Below are 23748 nucleotides of genomic sequence, written 5' to 3' on the forward strand. Positions count from 1 at the left end.
CTCCCAGCCAAGGAGTGAGGTCAGGCCTGCTTTCGAGATCGCCGCGCATCAGGCCAGCTGTCCCGACAGGTCGATCATCATCAAACAGGACGAACGTTTTGTTGGGGCCACCTGGAGGTTTGAGGATCAACGCAGTCATCTCGTCGACCGTGTAGCCGCCCGGCGGAGTGAAGAAGGCCTGCACTCGCCATCTGGCTACCAGCGACGCCAACTCCGGCTGTTCTGAAACTGCGGCTATGCGGGTGCTCATGGGATAAACATAACAGACCGGAACGAAAGTTCCGCACATACAGCCAGCCATGTGTCTGCCCAAGACCGCTAAGAGGCGCGGGCGTGAGTTTCCACACAGGCTGGACCCTTTGCCGACCCAGGGCTACCAGCTGCCCTTCACCCCGCGCGACATCTACCGCCAGGGCCTCGCCGCCCTGGCCCGGCATGTCGCCGCCGCCTTCAGCAACCGGCGCTTCCAGGAACTCGGCGGGGAGGACCAGGACAAGCTGCTGGCCGGGCTGGAGAAGGGCGAGGTGAAGCTCGACGGCTTCGACGGCAAGGTGCTGTTCGAGCAGGTCTACGGCAATGTCATGGAGGGCTATTTCGCCGACCCGATCTATGGCGGCAACAAGGGCATGGTCGGCTGGCGCATGATCGGCTTCCCCGGCACGCGCTACGACTTCCGCGACGTGATCGCGCATCCGAACCAGCGCTACACCATTCCGCCCGTTGGCCTCATGGGCCGTCCGGAATGGGGCGGCCCCGGCGGTCCGCCGATCACCGCCGGATCGGGAGGGCGCATCTGATGCAGCGCCTGCCACGCAAGGATGCAGTGATCGTCGGCCTCGGCTGGACCGGGGCCATCATGGGCTACGAGCTCTGCCAGGCGGGGCTGGAGGTGGTGGCGCTGGAGCGCGGCCCCTGGCGCGACACCTCCACCGACTTCAACATCGGCACGGCGCCTGACGAGCTGCGCTACGCCATCCGCAACGAGCTCTTCTCGCAGCCGGCGCAGGACACGGTCACGGCGCGCAACAACCCGTCGCAGCGCGCCCTGCCGATCCGCAACTGGGGCAGCTTCCTGCCGGGCAACGGCGTCGGCGGCGCGGGCATCCACTGGAACGGCCATACTTGGCGCTTCATGCCGAGCGACTTCCGCCTGCGCTCGCACCTGACGGAACGCTACGGCGCGGCGATGATCCCCGAAGGCATGACCATCGCCGATTGGGGCCTGACCTATGAGGAGCTGGAGCCCTTCTACGACAGGTTCGAGTATCTCTGCGGCATCGCGGGGCAGGCGGGGAACCTGAAGGGGCAGATCCAGCCAGGCGGCAATCCTTTCGAGGGCGAGCGTTCGCGTCCCTATCCGACGCCGCCGCTGAAGATGTCGCACGCGCAGAACCTCTTCACCCGCGCGGCGACGGAAGCCGGGATGCATCCCTTCCCGCTGCCCTCGGCGAACATGTCGCAGCCCTATACCAACCCGCTCGGCGTCACGATGGGGCCCTGCACCTATTGCGGCTTCTGCGAGCGCTTCGGCTGCGCCAACTACTCCAAGGCCAGCGCCCAGACCACGATCCTGCCGGTGCTGATGCGCCATCCGGGCTTCGAGGCCCGCACGCAATGCGAGGTCTCGCGCATCCTGATGTCGGCAGACGGCAAGACGGCGACCGGCGTCGTCTATGTCGATCCGCAGGGGCAGGAATGGGAGCAGCCCGCCGATATGGTGCTCCTCTGCGCCTACCAGCTCTGGAACGTGCGGCTGCTGCTGCATTCGCGGATCGGCCGCCCCTACGACCCGCGGACCGGGGAGGGGGTGATCGGCAAGAACTACGCCTACCAGTGCAATTCCTCGGTGAACGGCTTCTTCGACGACCAGCTCTTCAACGCCTGGGCCGGGGCTGGGGCGCTGGGCATGACCTGCGACGACTACCAGGGCGATGTCTTCGACCACACCGGCCTGGGCTTCGTCGGCGGCGCCAACATCAACTGCACCACCACCAATGCGCGGCCGATCTCCGCCCGCCCCACCCCGCCCGGCACGCCCCGCTGGGGCAGCGCCTGGAAGAAGGCGACGGCCGAGAACTACCTGAAGGTCGCCAATGTCGGCAGCCAGGGCAGCGTCATGTCCTATCGCGACGCCTTCCTGGACCTGGACCCGACCTACAAGGACCGGCTGGGCCGGCCCCTGCTGCGCATGACCTTCGACTACCACGACAACGAAGTGAAGATGTCCGCCTATGTGACGCAGAAGATGGAGCCGATCATGCGGGCCATGGGTGCGAAGCAGATCCGCTCCACGCCCAAGAAGGCGGGCTGGGATGTGGTGCCCTACCAGACCACGCACAACACCGGCGGCGCGATCATGGGGGCCGATCCGCGCGGAAGCGCGATCAACAAGTATTCCCAGATGTGGGACGTGCCGAACCTTTTCGTCTTCGGCGCCTCCGCCTTTCCGCAGAACCCGGGCTACAACCCCACCGGCACGGTCGGGGCGCTGGCCTTCATGGCCGCGGACGCCATCACCACGCAGTATCTGAAGAACCCCGGCCAGCCGCTGGTGCAGGCCTGATGCGCCCGCTGCTCCACACCCTGGCCGGCCTCGCCGTTGCCGCCGTGGCGGGTGCCTTGCCCGCCCGGGCCGAGCCCGACCGCTACGACCAGGTCGAGCGTGGCCGCTACCTCGCCATAGTGGGCGACTGCACCGCCTGCCACGCCGGTTCCGGCATCGCTCCCGGCATGCCGGGCTACGGCTCCCGGGGCTTCGCCGGCGGCCGGCCGATCGAGACGCCTTTCGGCCAGATCCGCGCGGCCAATATCACGCCGGATCGCGAGACCGGCATCGGCACCTGGACGGCGGAGGATTTCTACCGCGCCCTGCACGAAGGGCATGCGGCGGATGGGACGCGGCTCTACCCAGCCTTTCCCTACACCTACTACACCAAGGTGACGCGCGAGGATTCCGACGCGATCTTCGCCTTCCTGCAATCGCTGGAGGCGGTGCAGAACCCGGTGGACCGGAACACGCTGCCCTTTCCCTTCAGCATCCGCCTGCTGATGAAGGGCTGGAACCTGCTCTTCTTCCGCCCCGGCGCGTTCGAGCCGGTGATCGGCCGTTCGGCGGAATGGAACCGTGGCGCCTATCTCGTGGAGGGGCTGGGTCACTGCGGCGCCTGCCACACGCCCAAGAACATGCTGGGGGCGACAAGACCTCCCAGGCCCTCGGCGGCGGCGAACTCCAGGGCTGGTTCGCGCCTTCCCTGACCACGGACAACCGCACCGGGATCGGCGGCTGGTCGGTCGAGGAGATCGTGGAGTACCTGCGCACCGGCCACAATGTGCATGGCGCCGCCTCCGGCCCCATGGCGGAGGTGGTGGAATACTCCACCATGCTGATGACCGAGGCCGATCTCCGCGCCATCGCCACCTATCTGAAACAGCCCCGCGAGGAGCCCGCCACCGCCGCGGCGCCCGCCCCGCTGCCGGCAGGGAACGCCCAGATGCAGGTGGGTGCCGCGATCTACATGGATGGCTGCCGGGCCTGCCATGGCCCGGATGGCAAGGGTGTCGCCGGTCTCTTCCCCGCGCTGGCGAACAGCCCCGCCGTGCAGCAGGCCGGGCCGGAGACCCTGCTGCGCGTGGTGATGCAGGGCTCCAAGCCCGCCACCACGGCGGCGGTGCCCACCGCCGCATCGATGCCGGCCTTCGGCTGGCGCCTGACCGATGACCAGGCGGCGGCGGTGACCACCTATATCCGGAACAGCTGGGGCAATGCCGCCCCGGCGGTCACGGTATCCCAGGCGCAATCCATGCGGGACCGGCTGGCGCAGAACCCGAACTAGGAGCCATCCGCGGCCATCCTCCCCCGGCATGCTGCTTGCACGCGGCAAGGCACCATGTCGGGATGGAGTGCTGTCATGATGCTGAAGCGACGCGCCGTACTGGGCGCGGCTGGTGCCCTGTTCGCCGCGCCACGGATCGGGCGGGCGCAGGATGCCCAGGTCCTGAAATTCATCCCCTACGCCGATGCGGCGGTGCTGGACCCGATCTGGACCACCTCCTACGCCACGAGGAACCATGCGCTGCTGGTCTTCGACACGCTCTACGGTCTGAATGACCGCTTCGAGCCAGAGCCGCAGATGGTTGCCGGCCATGTCACCGAGGATGACGGGAAGCTCTGGCGCCTGACACTGCGCCCCGGACTGAAGTTCCATGATGGGCAGCCGGTGCTGGCGCTCGACTGCGTCGCCTCGATCCGGCGCTGGGCCCGGCGCGACGCCTTCGGACAGGCGCTGATGGCCGCCACGGACGAGCTCGCGGCGCCGGATGACAGGACCATCCGGTTCCGCCTCAAGCGGCCCTTCCCACTGCTGCCGGCGGCCCTGGGCAAGCCGGGTTCCAACGTTCCGGTCATCATGCCGGAGCGGCTGGCGAGCACCGATGCCTATACACAGGTCAAGGAGACGGTGGGCAGTGGGCCCTTCCGCTTCCTGGCCGGGGAGCATGTGCCGGGCGCCCGCCTGAACTACGCCCGTTTCGAGGGCTATGTGCCGCGCGAGGGCGGCGAGGCCAGCTTCACCGCCGGACCGCGCGTGGCGCATTTCGACCGGGTGGAATGGCATGTGGTGCCGGACCCGGCGACCGCCGCGGCGGCGGTGCAGTCGGGCTCGGTGGACTGGCTCGACCACGCGCTGATCGACCTCGTTCCGGTGCTGAAGCGTGATCCGGCCCTGGAGGTTCGGGTGAACGACCCGACCGGGCTGATCGGCAACCTTCGCTTCAACCACCTGCTGCCGCCCTTCGACAACCCGGCGATCCGCCGTGTGGTCCTGGCGGCGGTGAGCCAGGCGGACTGCATGTCCGCGGCGGCTGGGGCAGACCCCACGCTCAGCCAGACCGAAGTCGGCTTCTTCGACCCGGCCTCGCCCATGGCCTCCAAGGTCGGGATGGAGGCGCTGGGCTCGCTCACCAATCCGGCGAAGGCGAAGAAGGCCCTGGCCGAGGCGGGCTACCGTGGCGAGCGGGTGGTGATCCTGGCCGGGACGGATGTGCCGCGCATCAACGCCGTGTCCGAGGTCGTGGCCGAGACCATGCGGCAGATGGGCGTGAATCTGGACTATGTCGCAGCCGACTGGGGCAGCGTCGTTTCCCGCGCCACGATCCGCAAGCCAATCGAGGAAGGCGGCTACAACTGCTACTGCACCTACTGGGCCGGGATCGATCAGTGGTCGCCCGCCGTGCACAACTTCCTGCGCGGCAATGGCGAGAAGGCGCCGAATGGCTGGCCGACCAGCCCGGAGCTGGAGCGCCTGCGCGATGCCTGGTTCACGGCGCCGGATGAGGCGAGCCAGAAGGATCTGGCGGCGCGGATGCAGAAGCAGGCCTTCCTCGACGTGCCCTATGTGCCGCTGGGCAAGATCCGCCAGCCGACCGCCTACCGGAAGGGACTGGTGGGGATGCTGAGTGGGCCGCCGCAGTTCACCAACATCCGGCGCGCATGAAGAAAGAGCGCGGCGGATTTCCCCGCCGCGCCCTGGTCTCGGAAAGGCGGGTGGATCAGTCCGCCGTCTCGGGCTCCCGCTCCGCCTCGCCATCGCCCGGGCCTTCCTCGGGCTTGGGCAGGGCAGGGGGCGGGGCCTCGGTAATGTCGAAAGTGAGCATGCCATCCTTCATGCCGACCTTCACCGAGCCGCCCTTCACCAGCTTGCCGAAGAGCAGTTCCTCGGCCAGCGGCTTCTTGACGTATTCCTGGATGATCCGGGCCAGCGGGCGTGCGCCGTAGAGCGGATCGTAGCCCCGCTCCGCCAGCCACTCCTTGGCCGCCGAGGACAGCTCGATCGTGACGTTGCGGTCCGCGAGCTGGGCCTCCAGCTGCATCACGAACTTCTCGACGATACTGCCCACGATCTCCTGCGTCAGCCCGCTGAAGGGCACCACCGCGTCCAGGCGGTTGCGGAACTCGGGGGTGAAGAGGCGCTTGATCGCCTCCTCGTCCTCGCCCGTCCGGACCTCGCGCCCGAAGCCGATGCCGGCCTTGGCCATGTCGGAGGCCCCCGCATTGGTCGTCATGATCAGGATGACATTGCGGAAGTCCACGATCTTGCCGTTGTGGTCGGTCAGCTTCCCGTGATCCATCACCTGCAGCAGGATATTGTACAGGTCCTGATGCGCCTTCTCGATCTCGTCGAGCAGGAGCACGCAGTGTGGGTGCTGGTCCACGGCGTCGGTCAGCAGCCCGCCCTGGTCGAAGCCCACATAGCCCGGCGGCGCGCCGATCAGGCGGGAGACCGAGTGCCGCTCCATGTACTCGGACATGTCGAAGCGGGTCAGTTCGATGCCCAGCGTCTTGGCGAGCTGCTTGGCCACCTCGGTCTTGCCGACACCGGTCGGGCCGCTGAACAGGTAGTTGCCGATCGGCTTCTCCGGATCACGCAGCCCGGCGCGGGACAGCTTGATCGCGGCCGAAAGGGCCTCGATCGCCTTGTCCTGGCCGAAGACCATGGACTTCAGGTCGCGCTCCAGGTTCTTGAGCGTCTCCTTGTCGTCCGTGCTGACCGACTTGGGCGGGATGCGCGCGATCTTGGCGACGATATCCTCCACGTCCTTCAGCGTCACGGTCTTCCGGCGCTTGTTCTCCGGCAGCAGCATGCGGGAGGCGCCGACCTCGTCGATCACGTCGATCGCCTTGTCCGGCAGCTTCCGGTCATTGATGTACTTGGCCGAAAGCTCCACCGCCGCGCGGATGGCCTCCGGCGTGTAGCGGACCTTGTGGTGCTTCTCGTAGTTGGTCTTGAGGCCCTGAAGGATCTTCACCGCATCCTCGACCGACGGCTCGTTCACGTCGATCTTCTGGAAGCGGCGGACCAGCGCCCGGTCCTTCTCGAAGTGCTGCCGGTATTCCTTGTAGGTCGTGGAGCCCACGCAGCGCAGCGTGCCCTGGGCCAGAGCCGGCTTGAGCAGGTTGGAGGCATCCATCGCCCCACCGGAAGTGGCGCCGGCGCCGATCACCGTATGGATCTCGTCGATGAAGAGGATGGAGCCCGGGTGCTGCTCCAGCTCCGTCACCACGGCCTTCAGCCGCTCCTCGAAATCACCGCGGTAGCGGGTACCAGCCAGCAGCGCGCCCATGTCGAGCGCGAAGATGGTGGACTTCAGCAGCACCTCGGGCACGTCGCCCTCGATGATCCGCTTGGCCAGCCCCTCGGCGATCGCGGTCTTGCCCACGCCCGGGTCGCCCACGTAGAGCGGGTTGTTCTTGGTGCGGCGGCAAAGGATCTGGATGGTCCGCTCGATTTCGCTGTCGCGGCCGATGAGCGGGTCGATCTTGCCCTGCTGCGCCTTCTTGTTGAGGTTGACGCAGTAGTTCGAGAGGGCGTCCTGGCCGCGCTTGGCGCCCGTCTCGCCGCGCCGCTCCTCCTCCTTGCCCCGGGGCTCGCCGCCCTCTTCCGCATTGCCCTGCACCGGGCGGTTCTGCGACCGGCCGGGGGCCTTGGCGATGCCGTGGGAGATGAAGTTGACCGCGTCGAGCCGCGTCATGTCCTGCAGCTGCAGGAAATAGACGGCATGGCTTTCCCGCTCGGAGAAGAGGGCGACGAGGACATTGGCGCCCGTCACCTCGTCCCGGCCGGAGGACTGGACATGGATGGCCGCGCGCTGGACCACGCGCTGGAACCCGGCCGTCGGCTTCGGGTCGCCGCCGCGGTCACTGATCAGGCCGGCGAGGTCCTTGTCCAGGAACTCGGCGAGATCGCGCTTGAGCTTCTCCAGCTCGACGCCGCAGGCGCGGAGGACGGTGGTGGCGTCCGTGTCGTCGCAAAGCGAAAGAAGGAGATGCTCCAGCGTCGCATACTCGTGCCGGCGATCATTCGCGAGCGCCAGGGCGCGATGGAGCGTCTGTTCGAGGTTGCGGGACAGCATACTGAGGCGACGCTCCCCTGATGGCCCGCCCCGGAACGGGATGCACCGGGGGCAGGGTGGTTAGAAGGCTAATGTGGGGCCTTTCCTTGCGAGGCGGGAGAGGCGTTACACGATTGTTTCACGTCTAGTCTTTCTCAATCGTGCATTGGAGGGGGTGCTGGTTCTGCCGGGCCAGGTCCATGACCTGGGTGACCTTGGTCTCCGCCACCTCATAGGTGAAGACCCCGCAGACGCCGACCCCGCGCCGGTGCACGTGGAGCATGATGCGAGTCGCCTCCTCCCGGTTCTTCTGGAAGAACCGTTCGAGGACATGCACGACGAACTCCATCGGCGTGTAGTCGTCGTTGAGCATCAGGACCTTGTACATGGCAGGCTTGCGCGTCTTCGGACGCGCCTTGACGACCACGCCGCTCGCCGGTCCCTGATCCCCTTGTCCGCCCCCGGGGTTATTCCCGCCGGGCCTCTTATCCTGTTCGCTCATCGGTCGCCCGCTCAACCGGGCCGTCCCGCCGGAAGAGGCGGAGCGGCGGAATGCTCTCTGGAATGGAAGGCGATTGGCGCGGGAATATCAAGATGAAGCCGCACCGTCCGCCGCGGCGACGCGCCGGAAAAGGCGCGCGCCGGACCGCTGCCGAGATGGCGCTCGTCTTCCGGGAATGCAAGGCATGGGCCCTGCGGCCCACGCGGCCCGGATCGCGGCTGCGGGAATGCGCGCCGCCGTCCCACCGGGCAGGAGCCCCGGAACCCGCGATGCGGGCCGGGACCAGGAACGGCAAAAGCCCGGCCACTCTCGCGGCCAGGCTGTGCCCGGGGGCCGGAAATCCTCCGGCCCCGTTCTGGACCCGCGACGGGGATCAGACGTTCAGCGGCTTGGAGGCGCGCTCCATCACCAGCGTCATGCGCTGGGCGAGCGGGGCGCTGGCCTGCTCGGCGAGGCGGAAGCCGGCTTCCTGCAGCTTGGCGGTCTCGCCCATCATCCGCTCCATCGTCTGGCGGGCGAAGTTGGCCTGCAGCTCCGCCGCGTCCTTCACGCTGCGCACGGTGGCGAAGGCGCGGGCGTTCTCCATGGCCTGGTCGGACAGGGACTGGAGCAGGGCGAGGGTCTGGCGGCTCAGATCCTGGGTGCCGGCCACATAGGTCTGCGTCGCCTGGGTCAGGGCCTCGACATTGCCCCGGCCGAAATCCATCGCTTCCTGGGCGGACTTGAAGATGCCCTCGGCGAGCTTGGTGGCCTGGGTCATGCTTTCCTCCATCATGCGGCGGGTCTGGGTGGCGCCGGTTTCCAGGGCGGCCTTGCCCTGCTGCATCGTCTCGTTGGCGGCGGCGGTGGCGTTCTGGGTGGTGTCGGACGCGAGCCGTGCAACCTTCGGTTCGGTAGCCATCTCTTCTATATCTCCCAAGTCTTGCGGCCAGTTTTGTAGCTCTTTGCTGCGCCGCAGCAAAGGGGTTTTCGCCTCAAACAGGTTTGAGTTCCACAACAAAATTGATGCGGTGCCAAAAAATGTGATCCGGCATGGGGATAGGAAGCCAAGCCGTCCGGAAAATTCGAGCAAAATCCGGATGGTGGGCGTGGACATGGCCATGGGGTGACGATTATCGTCGGTTGTCCGGCACGCTGGGGGGTGTGCCTGGGCCTGGACATCGAGTCCGCGAGGGGGAACTACGGATATGTCACTTGGCTGGCGCACGCCCCGTCGCGTGCGATGCTTGGCCTTGGCATTCGCCTTGGTATCGGGTTGGGGGGCAACCATCCTGGGGATCGTCCCGGCGGCGGCGCAGATCGGCTCCGACCGCTATGCCTCGATCGTCATCGATGCACGGAGCGGCCAGGCCCTGTCCGCCGCGAATGCCGACGAGCCGCGCTACCCCGCCTCGCTGACCAAGATGATGACGCTCTACCTGCTGTTCGAGGCATTGCGGGACGGCCGCATGACGCTGGACAGCCGCATGGTGATGAGCGCCGAGGCGGCCTCGCAGTCCCCCTCGAAGCTGGGCATCCCGCCGGGCAGCTCGATCTCGGTGGAGCAGGCCATCCTGGCCCTGGTCACCCTCTCGGCCAATGACGTCGCCTGGATGATCGGCGAGACGCTGGGCGGCAGCAACGACCGCTTCGCCCAGATGATGACGCAGAAGGCGCGCCAGATCGGGATGACGAACACCGTCTTCCGCAACGCCAACGGGCTGCCGGATTTCCAGCAGGTCACCACGGCGCGGGACATGGCGGCGCTGGGGCGGCGCCTCTATATCGATTTCCCGAACCGCTACCACTATTTCTCCACGCCGGAATTCCGCTACGGCGGCCGCCGCGTGCGGTCGCACAACCGGATGATCGGCACCTATGAGGGGGTGGACGGCATCAAGACCGGCTTCATCTCCGCCTCCGGCTTCAACATCGTCACCTCGGCGCAGCGCCAGGGACAGCGGCTGGTGGTGGCGGTCTTCGGCGGCTCCACCTGGGTGGAGCGCGATCGCCATGCGGCCGCGCTGCTGGATGACGGCTTCGCCAAGCTGGGCATCGAGCCCTCCACGCCTTCCGCACTGCTGGTGGCCTCCGCCGGCGCCGGTGCTGCCCGCGCCGCCGGCGGGCTGATCACCGGCCGGGCCCATGCCGCCACGGTGAGCGGACGCGCCGCCATGCGGGCCGCCCGTCAGGCGCGCCTCGCGGCCGTCGAGCCGGTGCGGCGCGATCCTCCGGCGAAGCTGGTGCGGACCTCGGCGCAGATCCGCCCGCTCCGCCCGATCACCCGCAATGCCAAGATCCTGGAACAGGGCGATGGCGGAGCCTTCATCCGGACGGCCAAGCCGCAGGCCGCGCGGGGCCGCGCCGCCACCCCGGTGGCCGTGCGCGCCCCGGCGAAGCCCGCCCCCGCGCCGGCCCGCGCCGCCCATGCCGGCGCCAAGCAGCGCGAGGCGCGCCGCTGACACGCCGGGCGAAGGGCCGCCCCCTTCGCCGCCATTCCGGGGAGCGCCTTCCGCCCGCATGAGCCGGCGAAAGGCGCTCCTTCTGCATTCAGGGACCCGGCGGGGGCGACCGCGCGCCGGAAAGATCGCCGTCGCCGCGCCAGGCCATCAGCCCATCGCGCCGCGCGCCGCGACCGGCCAGAGACATTCCACCCGCCCGTCCCGCACGCCGACATACCAGTCGAAGCGGTCCACCGTCGGGTCGCAGTGGCCGGGCACCAGGCGCAGCTTTTCCCCGATCGCAGGCAGGGCGGCATCCTCGGCCGTGATGGTGCCGTGCTCGTCCGAGGGGCGCCCGTAGCACAGGCCGGGGCGCCCATGGACCAGCGGCATGCCGCTGTCGGTGGGCAGCGCCTTGTGCCCGGCATCGACCACCGCGCGCCCGCTTCCCTTCGGGGCGCTCATCACCTGTGCCAGCACGAAGAGCGACTGCCGGAAGGGCGGCGGCGCGTCGTTGCGGGCGTAGTCCGCGTCCATGAAGGCATAGGACCCCGCCTGGATCTCCGTCCAGAGCCCGCTTTCCAGCTCCAGTGGGAAGCTGCCCGTGCCGGCCCCTCCCACGATGGGGCAGTCGAGTCCCTGCTGCCGGAGCTGTTCCAGCGTGCGGCGTGTGGCCTCGGCGGCATGGCGGATGGCGCCGGCGCGCTCCTCCGGGGTGCGGAGATGCTGGGCCTTGCCATGATAGGCCTGCAGCCCGCCGAAGCGCAGATGCGGCGAGGCGGCGATGCGCCCGGCCAGCGCCACCGCCTCCGGCCCCGGCGCGACGCCGCAGCGCCCGGCCCCGACATCGATCTCCACCAGCACGGACAGGCGCCGCCCCGCCGCCTCGGCGGCCTCCTCGATCAGCGGGATCGCCGCGGGGTCGTCGGCGCAGACCGCCACCCGGGCGATGCCCGACAGCGCCGCCAGCCGCGCCAGCTTGCGCGGCGAGATCACCTCGTTGCTGACCAGGATGTCGTCCACCCCGCCCCAGGCGAGGATCTCCGCCTCGGCCACCTTCTGCACGCACTGGCCCACCGCGCCGCGGGCCATCTGCAGGCGCGCGATGACGGGCGACTTGTGGGTCTTGGCATGGGCGCGCAGCTTCGCGCCGGTGGGGGCCAGCCGGGCCGCCATGGCATCGAGGTTCGCCTCGAAGGCATCGAGGTCGAGGATCAGCGCCGGGGTCTCGACCTCGTCCTCGCGCATTCCCGGCTCCGCCGGCATCCGCTGCAGCATTCCACCCATCCCCTGGATTCGCCCGGGGCACGGTAGCGCGGGGCGCCGCCCCTGTTCAGGCCGCCGGCCTCACCAGGGCTCTGCCCCCGCGAGATGGCGGGGCACGACGAAGGCCCGGGCCCGGCGCGGGCCATGGCGGGTCAGCACGCGGAAGGGATGGAGGCGGTAGCAGGCGCCCTCATAGGCGCGGAGGCGGCGCATCGCCCCGGCGGCGGGGCGGACGACCAGCAGCCCCGCCACGGTTCCGCCTGGCGCGGAGCGAAGGGTGGGGTAGGGGGTGCCGCGGAAGACCACCCGGCGGTGGCCTTCCAGGCTGGCGGGCCGGGCCCGCCATGGCAGCCGGGGGTCTCCCGACTGCCGGGCCAGCACGCGGCGGTCGAGCAGCGTGCCGTAGAGGAAGAGCGGAAGCGTCAGTGCCCCGCGTTCTCGCCCGAGAAATCCGGCGCGGCGAGGCCGGAGGCCTGGAGCTGCTCGGACAGGCTGGCCTTCAGCCGCTCCAGCCCTTCCTCGCTCTTGGCCTCGCAGCGCGCGACCAGCACCGCCTGGGTGTTGGAAGCGCGCAGCAGCCACCAGCCATCCTCGGTCAGCACCCGCACGCCGTCCACATCCTGGACATTGGCGCCGGCCTTGGCGAGGCGGTCCTTCACCTCGGAGACGACAACGAACTTCTTCTCCTCGGGGCAGTCGAAGCGCAGCTCCGGGGTATTGATCACCTGCGGCAGCGCCTTGCGGACATCGGAGAGCTTCTCCGACATCCGCGCCACGACGCCCAGCAGGCGCACGGCGGAGTAGGGGGCGTCGTCGAAGCCGTACCACTTGTCCGCATAGAAGGTGTGGCCCGACATCTCGCCGGCGAGCGGCGCCTTGGTCTCGGCCATCTTCTGCTTGATCAGCGAATGGCCGGTCTTCCACATCAGCGGCTTGCCGCCGGCCTTCTCGACCTCGTCGAACAGGACCTGGGAGGCCTTCACGTCGGCGATGATGGTGGCGCCCGGCATAGACTTCAGCACGTCGCGCGCCAGCACCACCAGGAGCTGGTCGCCGAAGAGCATGTGGCCCTCGTCGTCCACCACGCCGAGGCGGTCGGCGTCGCCGTCGAAGGCGATGCCCAGGTCGGCCTTCTGCTTCTTCACCTCGGCGATGATCTGCTCCAGGTTCTTCGGCACGGTCGGGTCGGGGTGGTGGTTCGGGAAGCGGCCATCGATCTCGGCATTGATCACGATATGCTTGCCCGGCAGCACCTTGGCGAGCTTCTCGGTGATGATGCCGCCGGAGCCGTTGCCCGGGTCCCAGACCACCGTCAGCTCGCGATCGCCGCCATCGTAGTCCTGCATCATGCGGGCGACGTACTTGTCGGCGATGTCCACCGTCTCGGAGGAGCCCTGGGCCTCCTCCACCACGTCGCCGGCCGCCGCCATCGTGCCGATCTGCTGGATCTGGGCGCCGAAGAAGGGCTTGTTCTTCAGCACCATCTTGAAGCCGTTGTAGTCGGGCGGGTTGTGGCTGCCCGTCACCATCACGCCGCCATCGGCCTTCAGCTCATAGGCGCCGTAGTAGAGCATCGGGGTCGGGCAGCAGCCGACGCGCAGGACCTTCAGGCCACAGGCCATGAGGCCCTTCACCAGCGCCTCCTCCAGCATGGTGGAGGACAGGCGGCCGTCATAGCCGACCGCGACCACCGAGCCGCCCTCGCGCTTCACGATGGTGCCGAAGCAGCGGCCGATCGCGAAAGCGTCGTCACCGGACAGCGTCTTACCGACGATGCCGCGGATGTCGTACTCGCGCAGGCTGGTCGGGTCGAATTTGTGCTGGAACGTCATGCGGGTTCCTCAGGATCGTCCGATGGAATGGTAGCGGAAGCCGGCCTGGCGCATCGCCTCCGGCTCCCAGGCATTGCGCAGGTCCAGAACGAGGTCGCCGCGCATGGCCTGGCGCAGCTTCTCCGGCGACAGGGCGCGGAACTCGTTCCACTCCGTCAATAGCACGGTGGCGTCCGCGCCGCGTGCCGCATCCAGGGCGCTCTCGGCGAAGACCACGCTCCCGGGCAGGAGCTGGCGGGCATGGCCGGAGCCCTGCGGGTCATAGGCGCGGATCTCCGCCCCGGCCTCGACAAGGCGGGGTATCACCGCCAGCGAAGCGGCCTCGCGCATGTCGTCGGTCTCGGGCTTGAAGGTCAGGCCCAGGATGGCGACGGTCCTGCCCCGCGCGTCGCCGCCCAGCGCCGCGACCACGCGCTCGGCCATCTCCAGCTTGCGCGCGTCGTTGTAGGCGACGGTCGCATCCACGATGGACATGGGCGCGCCATGGTCCTGCGCGGTGCGGGACAGGGCAAGCGTGTCCTTGGGGAAGCAGGAACCGCCGAAGCCCGGGCCGGGGTGGAGGAACTTGCGGCCGATGCGGCCGTCCAGCCCCATGCCCTTGGCCACGGCATGGACATCGCCGCCGACCTTCTCACAGAGGTCGGCCATCTGGTTGATGAAGGAGATCTTCACCGCCAGGAAGGCGTTGGAGGCGTACTTGATCAGCTCCGCCGTCTCCAGCCCGGTGGCCAGGATCGGCGTCTCAATCAGGTTCAGCGGGCGGTAAAGCCGCCGCAGCACCGCCTCGGCGCGTTCGTCCTCCACCCCGATCACCACCCGGTCCGGGCGCATGAAGTCGCCGATGGCGCTGCCTTCGCGCAGGAATTCCGGGTTGGAGGCGACCTGGATGTCGAGGTCGGGGCGGGTCTGGCGGACGATCTTCTGCACTTCCCGCCCCGTGCCGACCGGCACGGTGGACTTGGTGACCAGCACCAGCGGCCCTTCCGCCGCCCGCGCCACCTGCTCGGCGGCGGCATAGACGTAGGACAGGTCGGCATGGCCGTCGCCGCGCCGGGTGGGCGTGCCGACGGCCAGGAAGACCGCATCGGCCCGCCGCACCGCCTCGGTGAGATCGGTGGTGAAGTGCAGCCGCTCGTCGCGGACATTGTCCTCCACGAGCCGGTCCAGGCCCGGCTCGTAGATCGGGATGCGGCCCTCCCGCAGGGCCCGGATCTTGTCGGCGTCGCTGTCCACGACGTGGACGTCCACGCCGAACTCCGCGAAGCAGGCTCCGGAAACGAGGCCGACATAGCCGGCCCCGATCATGGCGATACGCAAGTGGTGGCCCTTCTCAGTCGCAGTACTTGGGCAGGAACTCGCGCACCTTGTCCGCCAGGTCCGGCCGCTTCAGGGCGAAGGCGATCTGCGCCTCCAGGAAGCCGCCCTTGTCGCCGCAGTCGAAGCGGCGGCCCTCGTAGCGCAGCCCGTGGAAGGGCTGGTCGGGGATCAGCTTGGCCATGGCATCGGTGAGCTGCACCTCGCCGCCCGCGCCGCGCTCCATGCGGGAGAGGTACTGCACCACCTCCGGCATCAGCACGTAGCGGCCGATGATGGTCAGGTTCGAGGGCGCCTCTTCCGGCGAGGGTTTCTCCACCAGCCCCTTCACCGAGACCAGCTTGCCCTTGTCCTCCGCCACGTCGAGCACGCCGTAGTTCTTGACGCGCGACATGGGGACCTCCTCGATCGCCACCACGTTGCCGCCAGTCTCCTGGTAGGCATCGGCGAGCTGCTTGGTGCAGGAGGTCTCGCAGAGCATCAGGTCGTCGGGCAGCAGGATGGCGAAGGGCTCGTCACCGATGAAGGCGCGGGCGCACCAGATGGCATGGCCCAGGCCCATCGGGATCTGCTGGCGCACCGTGGTGATGCTGCCCGGCGGCAGGGACTGATGCCGCAGCATCTCCAGCAGCTCGGTCTTGGAACGCTCCTCCAGGGTGCGCTCCAGCTCGTAGGCGACATCGAAATGCTCGACGATGGCCGTCTTGCCGCGGCCCGTGACGAAGCAGAACTGCTCGATACCCGCTTCCCGGGCTTCCTCCACCGCATACTGGATCAGGGGCTTGTCGACGACGGGCAGCATTTCCTTGGCCAGCGCCTTGGTGGCGGGCAGGAAGCGCGTGCCCAGGCCCGCGACGGGCAGGACAGCCTTGCGAAGAGGCTTGTTCACAACATCGGGTCCTTTCGAAACGCAGGCTAGGATTGCCATGAGGCTTGGCCGCTGTCAGCCCACGGGTAAAGCCACTTATGGTTGTAGGTTAATATTTCAACGAAGCAACGTATCGCGTGCCTCGTTGAGCCGGGCGGCCAGCCAGTCGGAGCCTCCCCGGTCGGGATGCGCCACCCGCATCAGGCGCAGATAGGCGGTCCTGACCTGATCCGGGCTGGCATCCGCCTGGAGGCCGAGCACCGCCAGGGCCTCCTCCCGCCCCATCGGGGTCGCGCCGGGGCGGGGCGCGCTCCCCTCTTCCTCCGGTTGCATCCGGGCAATCCACGTTTCCAGCAGAGGCAGGCTTTCTGGATCATTCTCCAGGCAATCCGCGAAAATTTCTTCGATTTGTGATCGTTGGAGCATGGCGAGGTCGCGCCCGGCATGACGGCCGCGAAGCACCGTCCCCGACATGGTGCCCGTGGTCGGATCGATCCGCAGCGAGAGGGTGGCCGTCTCCACGGTGTCCTCCGCCGGTCCCTGCGGGGGCGGAGCGGCGCCGAAGCCCTGCGCCAGGCGCCGGGCCTGCCACCGCCGCCAGGCCAGGGGGCCCAGGGCGAAGAGCAGGAAGAGCGCCATCGGCCCCCGGCCGCTCAGGACCAGCAGGCCACCGATGGCCAGGGCCAGGAAGACGGCGAACCAGAGAAGCGCCGCCCGGATCTGCGTCACCGAGGCGCTGGCGAAGCCGCGAAGCGCCAGCAGCACCAGAAGCAGCGCGGCGCTGCCGAGCGCGATCCAGACCATGGGGCTTCAGCGTCCCTCCCGGCACGCCGTTGCCAGCGGCATGGAACGGAGGGCCGAACCATGCGTGGCGAAAGGAAGCACCGGGATCATGCGCCAGTGCCGGGCGGGGCGGGGAGCTGCCGGGCAAGGGTCTGCGCCGCCGTGCCAGGCAGGCGCGACAGGGCGGCGCGGCCACCCGCCGCATAGACCGCCACAGCCCGCAGCAGATCCGCCAGGGCGCGCGGGGAGGCCGAATCGAAGGGAGCCCAGGCGCCACCGGACAGCCGGGCGACCTGCCGGAACACGTTCTCCACGGCCGGGTCGTGGCCTTCCTGGAACAGGAAGACCGGCGTCCGCCTGCTTCCGAGCAGCCCGGCGGCATGGCAGACCGGGTCGGCCGGCTCCTCCAGCGCATCGCCGACGAAGACCAGCGCGGCGAGGCGGTCCCGCCCGGTTTCCGCCAGGGCATGATCCAGCAGCCGCAGCAACTGGGTGCGGCCGCCGAGGCAGGACAGGCCGGACATGCGGCGCGCCAGCTCCGCGCCATCGGTCAGGTAGGGCGTGGCGGCGAATTCCCCGAAGCCCCGGTAATAGGCCAGCGAGACCGCGATGCCGCCCAGGTCGCGCACCGCCAGGAACATCTCCCCCTGCACGGCGCAGGCACGGTCCCAGGCCGGCTGGCGGCTGGCGGTGGCGTCGATGCCGAAGAGCAGGCGCGCCGGGCGCGGACGCGGCGCGAGGCGGAGGCCGGGCAGGGCCTCGGCCCGCCGCAGGAAACCGGCCACTGCCCGGCTCGGGGTGGCGGGACCGGAAGGGGGAAGGACGGGCGGCTTCGCCATGCCGGAAGAATGGGGGCGCGGGCCGCCCGGCGCCAGGGTCCAGGGTCCATCGCCCCCGGCCGCCCCCCTTCCGGGAGGGGCGGGGGAGGGGCGCGGGTGTCAGGCGTGCTCCTGCGCCTGGACCTCCTTGGCCACCACCAGCGCCGTCAGGTTGACGATGCCGCGGGCGGTGACGGAGGGCACCAGCACATGCACCGGCTTGCGCATGCCCAGCAGCATGGGCCCGATCTGCAGCCCGTCGGTCGCCGCCTTCACCAGGTTATAGGCGATGTTGGCGGAATCGAGGTTCGGGAAGACCAGCAGGTTCGCCGCCCCCTCCAGCCGGCTGTCGCAGACCGCGCGGTCGCGGATCGCGGGGATCAGCGCGGCGTCGGCATGCATTTCGCCATCCACCATCAGGTCCGGCGCCTTGGCGCGGATCAGCTTCAGCGCGTCCCGCATCTTCTTGGCCGAGGGGGCCTGCGAGGCGCCGAAGGAGGAATGCGACAGCAGCGCCGCGCGCGGTCGGCGGCCGAAGGCGTGCACCTGCTGCGCGGCGAGCAGCGTCATTTCCGCCACCTGCTCCGCCGTGGGCTCCACCAGCAGATGCGTGTCCACGAAGAACAGGTTGCCCGCCGGGGTGATGACGCCAGTCAGCGCATAGGCCCGGCCCACCTGCGGGTCCTTGCCGATGATGTCGTTCACCTGATGCCAGTGGCGCATCCACTCGCCGGTGCCGCCGACGATGGCCGCGTCCACCTTGCCCGCCTCCAGCAGCAGCGCCGCCGCCACGGTGGGGCGGGTGCGGACGTTCAGCGCGGCGGCGTCCGGGGGCACGCCCCGCCGCCCGGCCCGGCGGGTATAGATATCGGTGAGCGGCCCGAAGACCTCCGCATCCGCCACCGGGTCGAGGATGGTGACGCTCCTCTCCAGGTCCATGCGCAGGCCCATGGCCCTGACCTTGGCGGCGATCACCTCGCGCCGGCCGACCAGCACCGGTTCGGCGATTCCTTCGTCCAGCACGGTCTGCACCGCGCGCAGGGTGCGCTCGTCCTCGCCCTCGGCATAGGCGACGCGCTGCGGCGACTTGCGCGCGGCCTCGAAGACCGGGCGCATCAGGTCGCCGGAGCGGAAGACGTGCCGCTCCAGCTTGCGGCGGTAGTCGGCGAGGTCGGCGATCGGGCGGGTGGCGACGCCGCTCTCGGCGGCGGCCCTGGCCACGGCCGGGGCGATCTCCAGGATCAGGCGCGGGTCGAAGGGCTTGGGGATGATGTAGTCCGGCCCGAAGACCGGCGCCTGCCCGCCATAGGCGGCGGCCACCACCTCGCTGGCCTCAATGCGGGCGAGGCGGGCAATGGCCTCCACCGCCGCGACCTTCATCTCCTCGTTGATCGTGGTGGCGCCGGCATCCAGCGCGCCGCGGAAGATGAAGGGGAAGCAGAGGACGTTGTTGACCTGGTTCGGATAGTCCGACCGTCCGGTGGCCACGATCGCATCCGGCCGCACCGCGCGGGCGGCCTCGGGCAGGATCTCCGGCTCGGGATTGGCGAGCGCCAGGATCAGCGGCTTCTCACCCATCGTCGGCAGCCACTCGGCCTTGAGCACGCGCGGGGCGGAGAGGCCCAGGAAGACATCGGCGCCGCCCAGCACGTCCGGCAACTTGCGCGCATTGGTCTGGCGGGCATAGCGCGACTTGTAGGGGTCCATCAGGGTGGTGCGGCCCTCGTAGACCACGCCCTCGATGTCGCAGACGGTGATGTTCTCGTGCTTCGCGCCCATCGCCACCAGCAGGTCGAGGCAGGCCAGCGCCGCCGCGCCCGCGCCGGAGGCGACGATCTTCGCCTGGCCGATCTCCTTGCCCTGCAGCAGCAGCCCGTTGCGCACGGCGGCGGCGACGATGATGGCGGTGCCATGCTGGTCGTCGTGGAAGACCGGGATCTTCATGCGCACCCGCAGCTCGCGCTCGATCTCGAAGCACTCGGGGGCCTTGATGTCCTCGAGGTTGATGGCGCCGAAGGAAGGCTCCAGCACCGCCACCGCGTCGATGAACTTCTGCGGGTCGCGTTCCTCGACCTCGATATCGATGCTGTCGATACCGGCGAACTTCTTGAAGAGGGCTGCCTTGCCCTCCATCACCGGCTTGGAGGCCAGCGCCCCGATGGCGCCCAGGCCGAGCACGGCCGTGCCGTTGGTGATCACCGCCACCATGTTGCCGCGGGTGGTGTAGTCGTAGGCGGTCTCGGGATTCGCCGCGATCTCCTCGCAGGCGGCGGCGACGCCGGGCGAGTAGGCGAGCCCGAGGTCGCGCTGGGTGGCCATGCGCTTGGTCGGATCGATGCTCAGCTTCCCTGGACGCGGGAGCCGATGGTAATCGAGCGCGGCTTTGCGGAAATCCTCGTCCATGATGCCCTCTTCGCGGCAGCCAGATCGGGCTGCGCCCCAACGTCAACAGTCAAAACCGACTGTTCACCCTTACCAGCGGAGGGCGTTCGGGGAGAGGTGCCTGGATGAAGAAAATCTGGTGCGGTCGAGAAGATTCGAACTTCCACGGGGTTTCCCCCACCAGCACCTCAAGCTGGCGCGTCTACCATTCCGCCACGACCGCGTGCAGACGAGGCGCCTATAACCGATGAACACGGACCTAGCAACGGCCCCCATGACAGTGATTTCGCCCGAAGGCCTCTCCACCCTCCCGGAAAACGGATCCGCGCCTGGATTGGAGGCCGGGAAGGGCCCCCTCTGGACGGTGGTGGAAGGGCGCATGCCCTATCCCGAGGCCCTGGCGGCCATGGAGGCGCGCGCCGCCGCCATTCGCGCCGGCAAGGCCGGGGAGGCCGTCTGGCTGGTGGAGCACCCGCCCACCTATACCGCCGGGACCTCCGCCACCGCGGAAGGGCTGGTGGATGCGCGATTCCCTGTCTTCAAGGCCGGGCGGGGCGGGCAATGGACCTATCACGGCCCCGGCCAGCGCACCGCCTATGTCATGCTCGATCTGACCAGGCCGCATGGCCGCGTCGTGGCGCGGGACGTGCGGGCCTATGTCCATGGGTTGGAGGACTGGATCATCCGCGCCCTGGACCGCTTCAACGTGAAGGGCGAGCGGCGCGAGGGGCGGGTCGGCATCTGGGTCGCCGATCCGGTGACGAAGCGGGAGAGCAAGATCGCCGCCATCGGCGTGCGGGTGACGCGCTGGGTGAGCTGGCACGGGATCGCGCTGAACGTCGAGCCGGACCTGTCGCATTTCGGCGGCATCGTCCCCTGCGGCATCAGCGAGCACGGCGTCACCAGCCTGCACGCGCTGGGCATTCCCGCGACCATGGAGGAGGCCGATTCGGCCCTGCGCGGCGCCTGGACCGAGGTCTTCGGCTGAAGCCTTGTCCGGTCTTCCCGCCGGGAGGGCCGCTCAGTGCAGGGTGGGGGAGGCCGCCGGCCGGGCCTCGAACGGCACCACCACGCCGCCTCCGCCCCCGGCCCGCAGCGGCAGGCCGTGCCCGGCCCGGAGCAGCTGCCGGGCCAGGGGCCGGATGGCCCGGACGCATTCCTCCAGCGTATGGGGCATGGCCAGCCCGGCCAGCCGCCGGGCCGCCTCGGCCGGCCGGTCCCGTTGCGCCAGGGCGAGGCATTCCAGCAGGGCCAGCTCGTCCGGGCTCACCTCCTCGCAGCAGACGCAGTTCACCTCGATCAGGCGCACCGCACCGCCGTTGAGCGCGCCCATCATGGCGTCGAGCGGCCGCATCGCCCCGGGGGCGCCGATAGCGTCCATCGCCTCCTCGATCTCTTCCGCCAGGGCGATCCCGTGGAAGCGGTCCAGCACCCAGGCGCGCATCGACCAGAGCATCAGGTTCTCGACCGGGGACAGGGACCAGACCCGTCGCCTCTGGCAGGTCCTCTGGCGGGCATCGTGCATGGGACATCTCCGGTTCCGGGCGGCGTCGCCCCAAGGATCAGCTTACCCGCTTCGCAAATGCAATTGCAATTCGTTTGCATTATCAGGGCGCGTGGCTATCCTGCCCGGGCCATGACCTTACCCTGCGACCTGCTGCGCCTGACCTCCAGCGAGCACCTGCTGCTCTGGTGCCTACGGACCGTCGTCCAAAGGGGCGAGGATGCCGAGATCCACCAAGGCATCGTCGGCGCCTTCGAAGGGGAGGGGGAGGGGACGGCGCGCGCCCTGTACCGTTTCCTCTTCCTGCTGGGCCTCGGCGCCCGCCGCCCGATCCTGATGGAGGCGCCCGGCTGCCTCCGGGTGACCAGCGATGAGCGTCGGCTGCTGGCCACCCTCGCCCTGGCCCAAAGCGGGTTGGCCCAAAGCGGGTTGGCCCAAGGTGGGGCCGAGGCCCCGGCGGAGGAGAGGCCGGACGCGCCCCGGACGGCCCTGGCCGCGCATCTCTCCTGGCTGGTGCGGGGGACGGCGACCCGCCCTGTCACTGCCGCGGCCCGTGCCCTGGCCCATGCGCTGCTGGAGCAGGATCACCACCTGCCCCTCCCGGCCTCGCAGGCACCCGCCCCCGTGCCGGAGCCAGGGGGAAGGGTTCGCCTGCGCCTCGTGGCCTCCGTCTCCGCCGCCCCTGCCGCCCCCCATCCCGAACCCCTGATGAGGTCCGCCATGCCCTGGCCGGAGACTGCCCGATGACGGCGCCGCTGCTCGATGTCCGGGACCTGACGGTCCGCTTCGATACCTGGGAGGGCACGGTTCATGCCGTGACCGGCGTGACCTACGCGCTGCAACCCGGCGAGACGCTGGGCATCGTGGGCGAGAGCGGCTCGGGCAAGAGCGTGCACGTCCTTTCCATGCTGGGGCTGATCCCCAAGCCGCCGGGGCGCATCGCCGCCGGCAGCGCGCTCTTCGAGGGGCGCGACCTGCTCGCCATGAGCGAGGCGGAACTCCAGGAGCTGCGGGGTGGCAAGATCGGCATGATCTTCCAGGACCCGATGACCTCGCTGAACCCGGTTCTCACCGTCGGCTACCAGATCTGCGAATCCCTGCGCCGGCACATGAAGCTGTCGCGCGGCGCGGCGCTGCGGCGCGCGGTGGAGCTGCTGGACCTGGTCGGCATTCCCGACCCGCACAAGCGCGTGGAGCAGTATCCACACCAGTTCTCCGGCGGCATGCGGCAGCGCGCGATGATCGCCATCGGCATCGCCTGCGAGCCCAAGCTGCTGATCGCCGACGAGGCCACCACCGCGCTGGACGTGACGGTGCAGGCGCAGGTGCTGGACCTGATGCGCGACCTCAAGCGCAAGCTGGGCATGGCGATGATCTGGATCACCCATGACATGGGCGTGGTCGCCGGCCTCGCCGACAATGTGCAGGTCATGTATGGCGGCCGCATCATGGAACGCGGCCCGGCCCGCGCCGTCTTCCACGACACGCGCAGCGCCTATACCTGGGGCCTGCTGCGCTCTCTCCCGGACGAGGAGGAGATCCTGCCCGCCGTCCAGGCGGACAGGAAGCGCAAGCGCCTCTACCAGATCCCGGGATCGCCACCCGACATGTACCACCCGCCGGCGGGCGATCCTTTCGCCCCGCGCAACCCGCTGGCCACCGAGCGCTGCCTCGCCGAGGTGCCGCCGCTGGTGCAGGCACGGGAAGGCGAGCCCGGGCATCTTGTCGCCGCCTGGTACGACCTGCGCGCCGCGCGTGCGGCGGGGATGGCGGCATGAGCGCCGGGACCATGACCGACGGGGCCATGACCGGCCGGACCGTGCGCGAGCCGCTGCTGCGCGTCGAGGGGCTGACGCGGCACTATGTAAGAGCGCCTAACTAAACCCGGTATGATGCGTTTCTGTGGGCATGGCGAAGCCTTTGGTTTCTGATGATCTCTGGGCGGCGATTGAGCCGCTGTTGCCGCCCGAGCGGCCCAAGCCCAAGGGCGGGCGGCCGCGGCTGGCGGACCGGGCGGCATTGACGGGGATCGTGTTCGTGCTGGTCAGCGGCATCCCATGGGAGAGGCTGCCCGCCGAGATGGGCTGCGGCTGCGGGATGAGTTGCTGGCGGCGGCTGCGCGACTGGCAGGCGGCCGGGGTCTGGGCCGCCTTGCACCGCCTGCTGCTGGAG

23 protein-coding genes and 1 tRNA gene are annotated in these 23748 nt (G+C 69.4%); 10 read left to right on the forward strand and 14 right to left on the reverse strand.

The window, feature by feature from the left end; translation table 11 throughout:
• On the reverse strand, positions 1-250 hold a 250-nt coding region (locus BT98_RS27345), incomplete at its 3' end, for a hypothetical protein (RefSeq protein ID WP_211254405.1).
• A 109-nt stretch (positions 251-359) separates the two neighbouring features.
• On the opposite strand from BT98_RS27345, the gene BT98_RS25075 reads away from it, so the two are divergent.
• The 5 genes from BT98_RS25075 to BT98_RS0118670 all read left to right on the forward strand — a co-directional run bounded on the left by BT98_RS25075 (position 360) and on the right by BT98_RS0118670 (position 5492).
• Positions 360-797, forward strand: a complete 438-nt coding sequence (locus BT98_RS25075; protein WP_019462656.1) for a gluconate 2-dehydrogenase subunit 3 family protein — start codon at positions 360-362, stop codon at positions 795-797.
• Entirely contained in the window at positions 797-2563 is a 1767-nt protein-coding gene (locus tag BT98_RS0118660) for a GMC family oxidoreductase (RefSeq protein WP_019462655.1), read from the forward strand. The genes BT98_RS25075 and BT98_RS0118660 overlap by 1 nt, the downstream gene beginning before the upstream one ends.
• Positions 2563-3255 carry a cytochrome c gene (locus BT98_RS28205; protein ID WP_237719406.1) on the forward strand — a complete coding sequence of 231 codons (693 nt, stop codon included), beginning with the start codon at positions 2563-2565 and terminating at the stop codon, positions 3253-3255. The genes BT98_RS0118660 and BT98_RS28205 overlap by 1 nt, the downstream gene beginning before the upstream one ends.
• Positions 3256-3302: 47 nt before the next feature.
• On the forward strand, positions 3303-3833 hold the full coding sequence (locus BT98_RS28210) for a c-type cytochrome (RefSeq protein WP_019462654.1): 531 nt from the start codon (positions 3303-3305) through the stop codon (positions 3831-3833).
• 78 nt (positions 3834-3911) lie between these two features.
• Positions 3912-5492, forward strand: a complete 1581-nt coding sequence (locus BT98_RS0118670; RefSeq protein ID WP_026033478.1) for an ABC transporter substrate-binding protein — start codon at positions 3912-3914, stop codon at positions 5490-5492.
• A 55-nt stretch (positions 5493-5547) separates the two neighbouring features.
• Here BT98_RS0118670 and clpA read toward each other — a convergent pair whose 3' ends face one another.
• The 3 genes from clpA to BT98_RS0118685 all read right to left on the reverse strand — a co-directional run bounded on the left by clpA (position 5548) and on the right by BT98_RS0118685 (position 9290).
• Complete coding sequence (gene clpA / locus BT98_RS0118675) at positions 5548-7908, reverse strand: ATP-dependent Clp protease ATP-binding subunit ClpA (protein WP_019462652.1); 2361 nt, start codon at positions 7906-7908, stop codon at positions 5548-5550.
• A gap of 124 nt (positions 7909-8032) precedes the next feature.
• Positions 8033-8389, reverse strand: a complete 357-nt coding sequence (gene clpS, locus BT98_RS0118680; protein ID WP_026033477.1) for an ATP-dependent Clp protease adapter ClpS — start codon at positions 8387-8389, stop codon at positions 8033-8035.
• 373 nt (positions 8390-8762) lie between these two features.
• Positions 8763-9290, reverse strand: coding sequence for a phasin family protein (locus tag BT98_RS0118685; protein WP_019462650.1), 528 nt, complete (start codon positions 9288-9290; stop codon positions 8763-8765).
• Positions 9291-9621: 331 nt separating this feature from the next.
• Here BT98_RS0118685 and BT98_RS26275 point away from each other — a divergent pair, with 331 nt between their 5' ends.
• Positions 9622-10830: a D-alanyl-D-alanine carboxypeptidase family protein gene (locus BT98_RS26275; protein WP_051544334.1), complete on the forward strand. Its 1209-nt coding sequence runs from the start codon at positions 9622-9624 to the stop codon at positions 10828-10830.
• A gap of 147 nt (positions 10831-10977) precedes the next feature.
• Here the strand turns inward: BT98_RS26275 and BT98_RS0118695 are convergent, their stop codons facing one another.
• The 9 genes from BT98_RS0118695 to BT98_RS0118735 all read right to left on the reverse strand — a co-directional run bounded on the left by BT98_RS0118695 (position 10978) and on the right by BT98_RS0118735 (position 20295).
• Positions 10978-12087, reverse strand: a complete 1110-nt coding sequence (locus tag BT98_RS0118695) for a DSD1 family PLP-dependent enzyme (protein WP_019462648.1) — start codon at positions 12085-12087, stop codon at positions 10978-10980.
• A 69-nt stretch (positions 12088-12156) separates the two neighbouring features.
• The gene (locus BT98_RS27635) at positions 12157-12612 is read right to left on the reverse strand and encodes a gamma-glutamylcyclotransferase family protein (protein ID WP_083854044.1); all 456 of its coding nucleotides are present in this window, start codon (positions 12610-12612) and stop codon (positions 12157-12159) included.
• Positions 12498-13907 (reverse strand): phosphoglucomutase/phosphomannomutase PgmG, encoded by a 1410-nt coding sequence (gene pgmG, locus BT98_RS0118705; protein ID WP_019462646.1) that lies wholly within the window; start codon positions 13905-13907, stop codon positions 12498-12500. Before pgmG ends, BT98_RS27635 begins: the two co-directional genes overlap by 115 nt.
• 9 nt (positions 13908-13916) lie before the next feature.
• Positions 13917-15224 (reverse strand): UDP-glucose dehydrogenase family protein, encoded by a 1308-nt coding sequence (locus tag BT98_RS0118710; RefSeq protein WP_026033476.1) that lies wholly within the window; start codon positions 15222-15224, stop codon positions 13917-13919.
• A gap of 13 nt (positions 15225-15237) precedes the next feature.
• Positions 15238-16110, reverse strand: coding sequence for a UTP--glucose-1-phosphate uridylyltransferase GalU (gene galU / locus BT98_RS0118715; protein WP_019462644.1), 873 nt, complete (start codon positions 16108-16110; stop codon positions 15238-15240).
• A gap of 96 nt (positions 16111-16206) precedes the next feature.
• Complete coding sequence (locus BT98_RS25090) at positions 16207-16893, reverse strand: J domain-containing protein (protein ID WP_019462643.1); 687 nt, start codon at positions 16891-16893, stop codon at positions 16207-16209.
• 86 nt (positions 16894-16979) lie between these two features.
• Complete coding sequence (locus BT98_RS0118725) at positions 16980-17657, reverse strand: hypothetical protein (RefSeq protein ID WP_019462642.1); 678 nt, start codon at positions 17655-17657, stop codon at positions 16980-16982.
• A 153-nt stretch (positions 17658-17810) separates the two neighbouring features.
• Positions 17811-20093 carry an NADP-dependent malic enzyme gene (locus BT98_RS0118730; protein WP_019462641.1) on the reverse strand — a complete coding sequence of 761 codons (2283 nt, stop codon included), beginning with the start codon at positions 20091-20093 and terminating at the stop codon, positions 17811-17813.
• Between the two features lie 116 nt (positions 20094-20209).
• Positions 20210-20295: transfer RNA gene (locus BT98_RS0118735), tRNA-Leu, on the reverse strand.
• Positions 20296-20406: 111 nt separating this feature from the next.
• Between BT98_RS0118735 and lipB the strand changes: the two genes are divergently transcribed.
• Complete coding sequence (gene lipB / locus BT98_RS0118740; protein ID WP_019462640.1) at positions 20407-21060, forward strand: lipoyl(octanoyl) transferase LipB; 654 nt, start codon at positions 20407-20409, stop codon at positions 21058-21060.
• Positions 21061-21093: 33 nt separating this feature from the next.
• Here lipB and BT98_RS0118745 read toward each other — a convergent pair whose 3' ends face one another.
• Entirely contained in the window at positions 21094-21597 is a 504-nt protein-coding gene (locus tag BT98_RS0118745; protein ID WP_019462639.1) for a hypothetical protein, read from the reverse strand.
• A gap of 111 nt (positions 21598-21708) precedes the next feature.
• On the opposite strand from BT98_RS0118745, the gene BT98_RS0118750 reads away from it, so the two are divergent.
• The 3 genes from BT98_RS0118750 to BT98_RS0118765 form a co-directional block, all read left to right on the forward strand.
• Complete coding sequence (locus BT98_RS0118750) at positions 21709-22323, forward strand: hypothetical protein (protein ID WP_147292471.1); 615 nt, start codon at positions 21709-21711, stop codon at positions 22321-22323.
• Positions 22320-23354, forward strand: a complete 1035-nt coding sequence (locus BT98_RS0118755) for an ABC transporter ATP-binding protein (protein ID WP_019462637.1) — start codon at positions 22320-22322, stop codon at positions 23352-23354. The genes BT98_RS0118750 and BT98_RS0118755 overlap by 4 nt, the downstream gene beginning before the upstream one ends.
• A gap of 130 nt (positions 23355-23484) precedes the next feature.
• Positions 23485-23748, forward strand: a 264-nt coding sequence (locus BT98_RS0118765) for a transposase (RefSeq protein WP_027297395.1), incomplete at its 3' end; no start/stop codon positions are given.

Origin of the sequence: Roseomonas mucosa ATCC BAA-692, assembly GCF_000622225.1 — a bacterium.
GTDB classification, from domain to species: domain Bacteria; phylum Pseudomonadota; class Alphaproteobacteria; order Acetobacterales; family Acetobacteraceae; genus Roseomonas; species Roseomonas mucosa.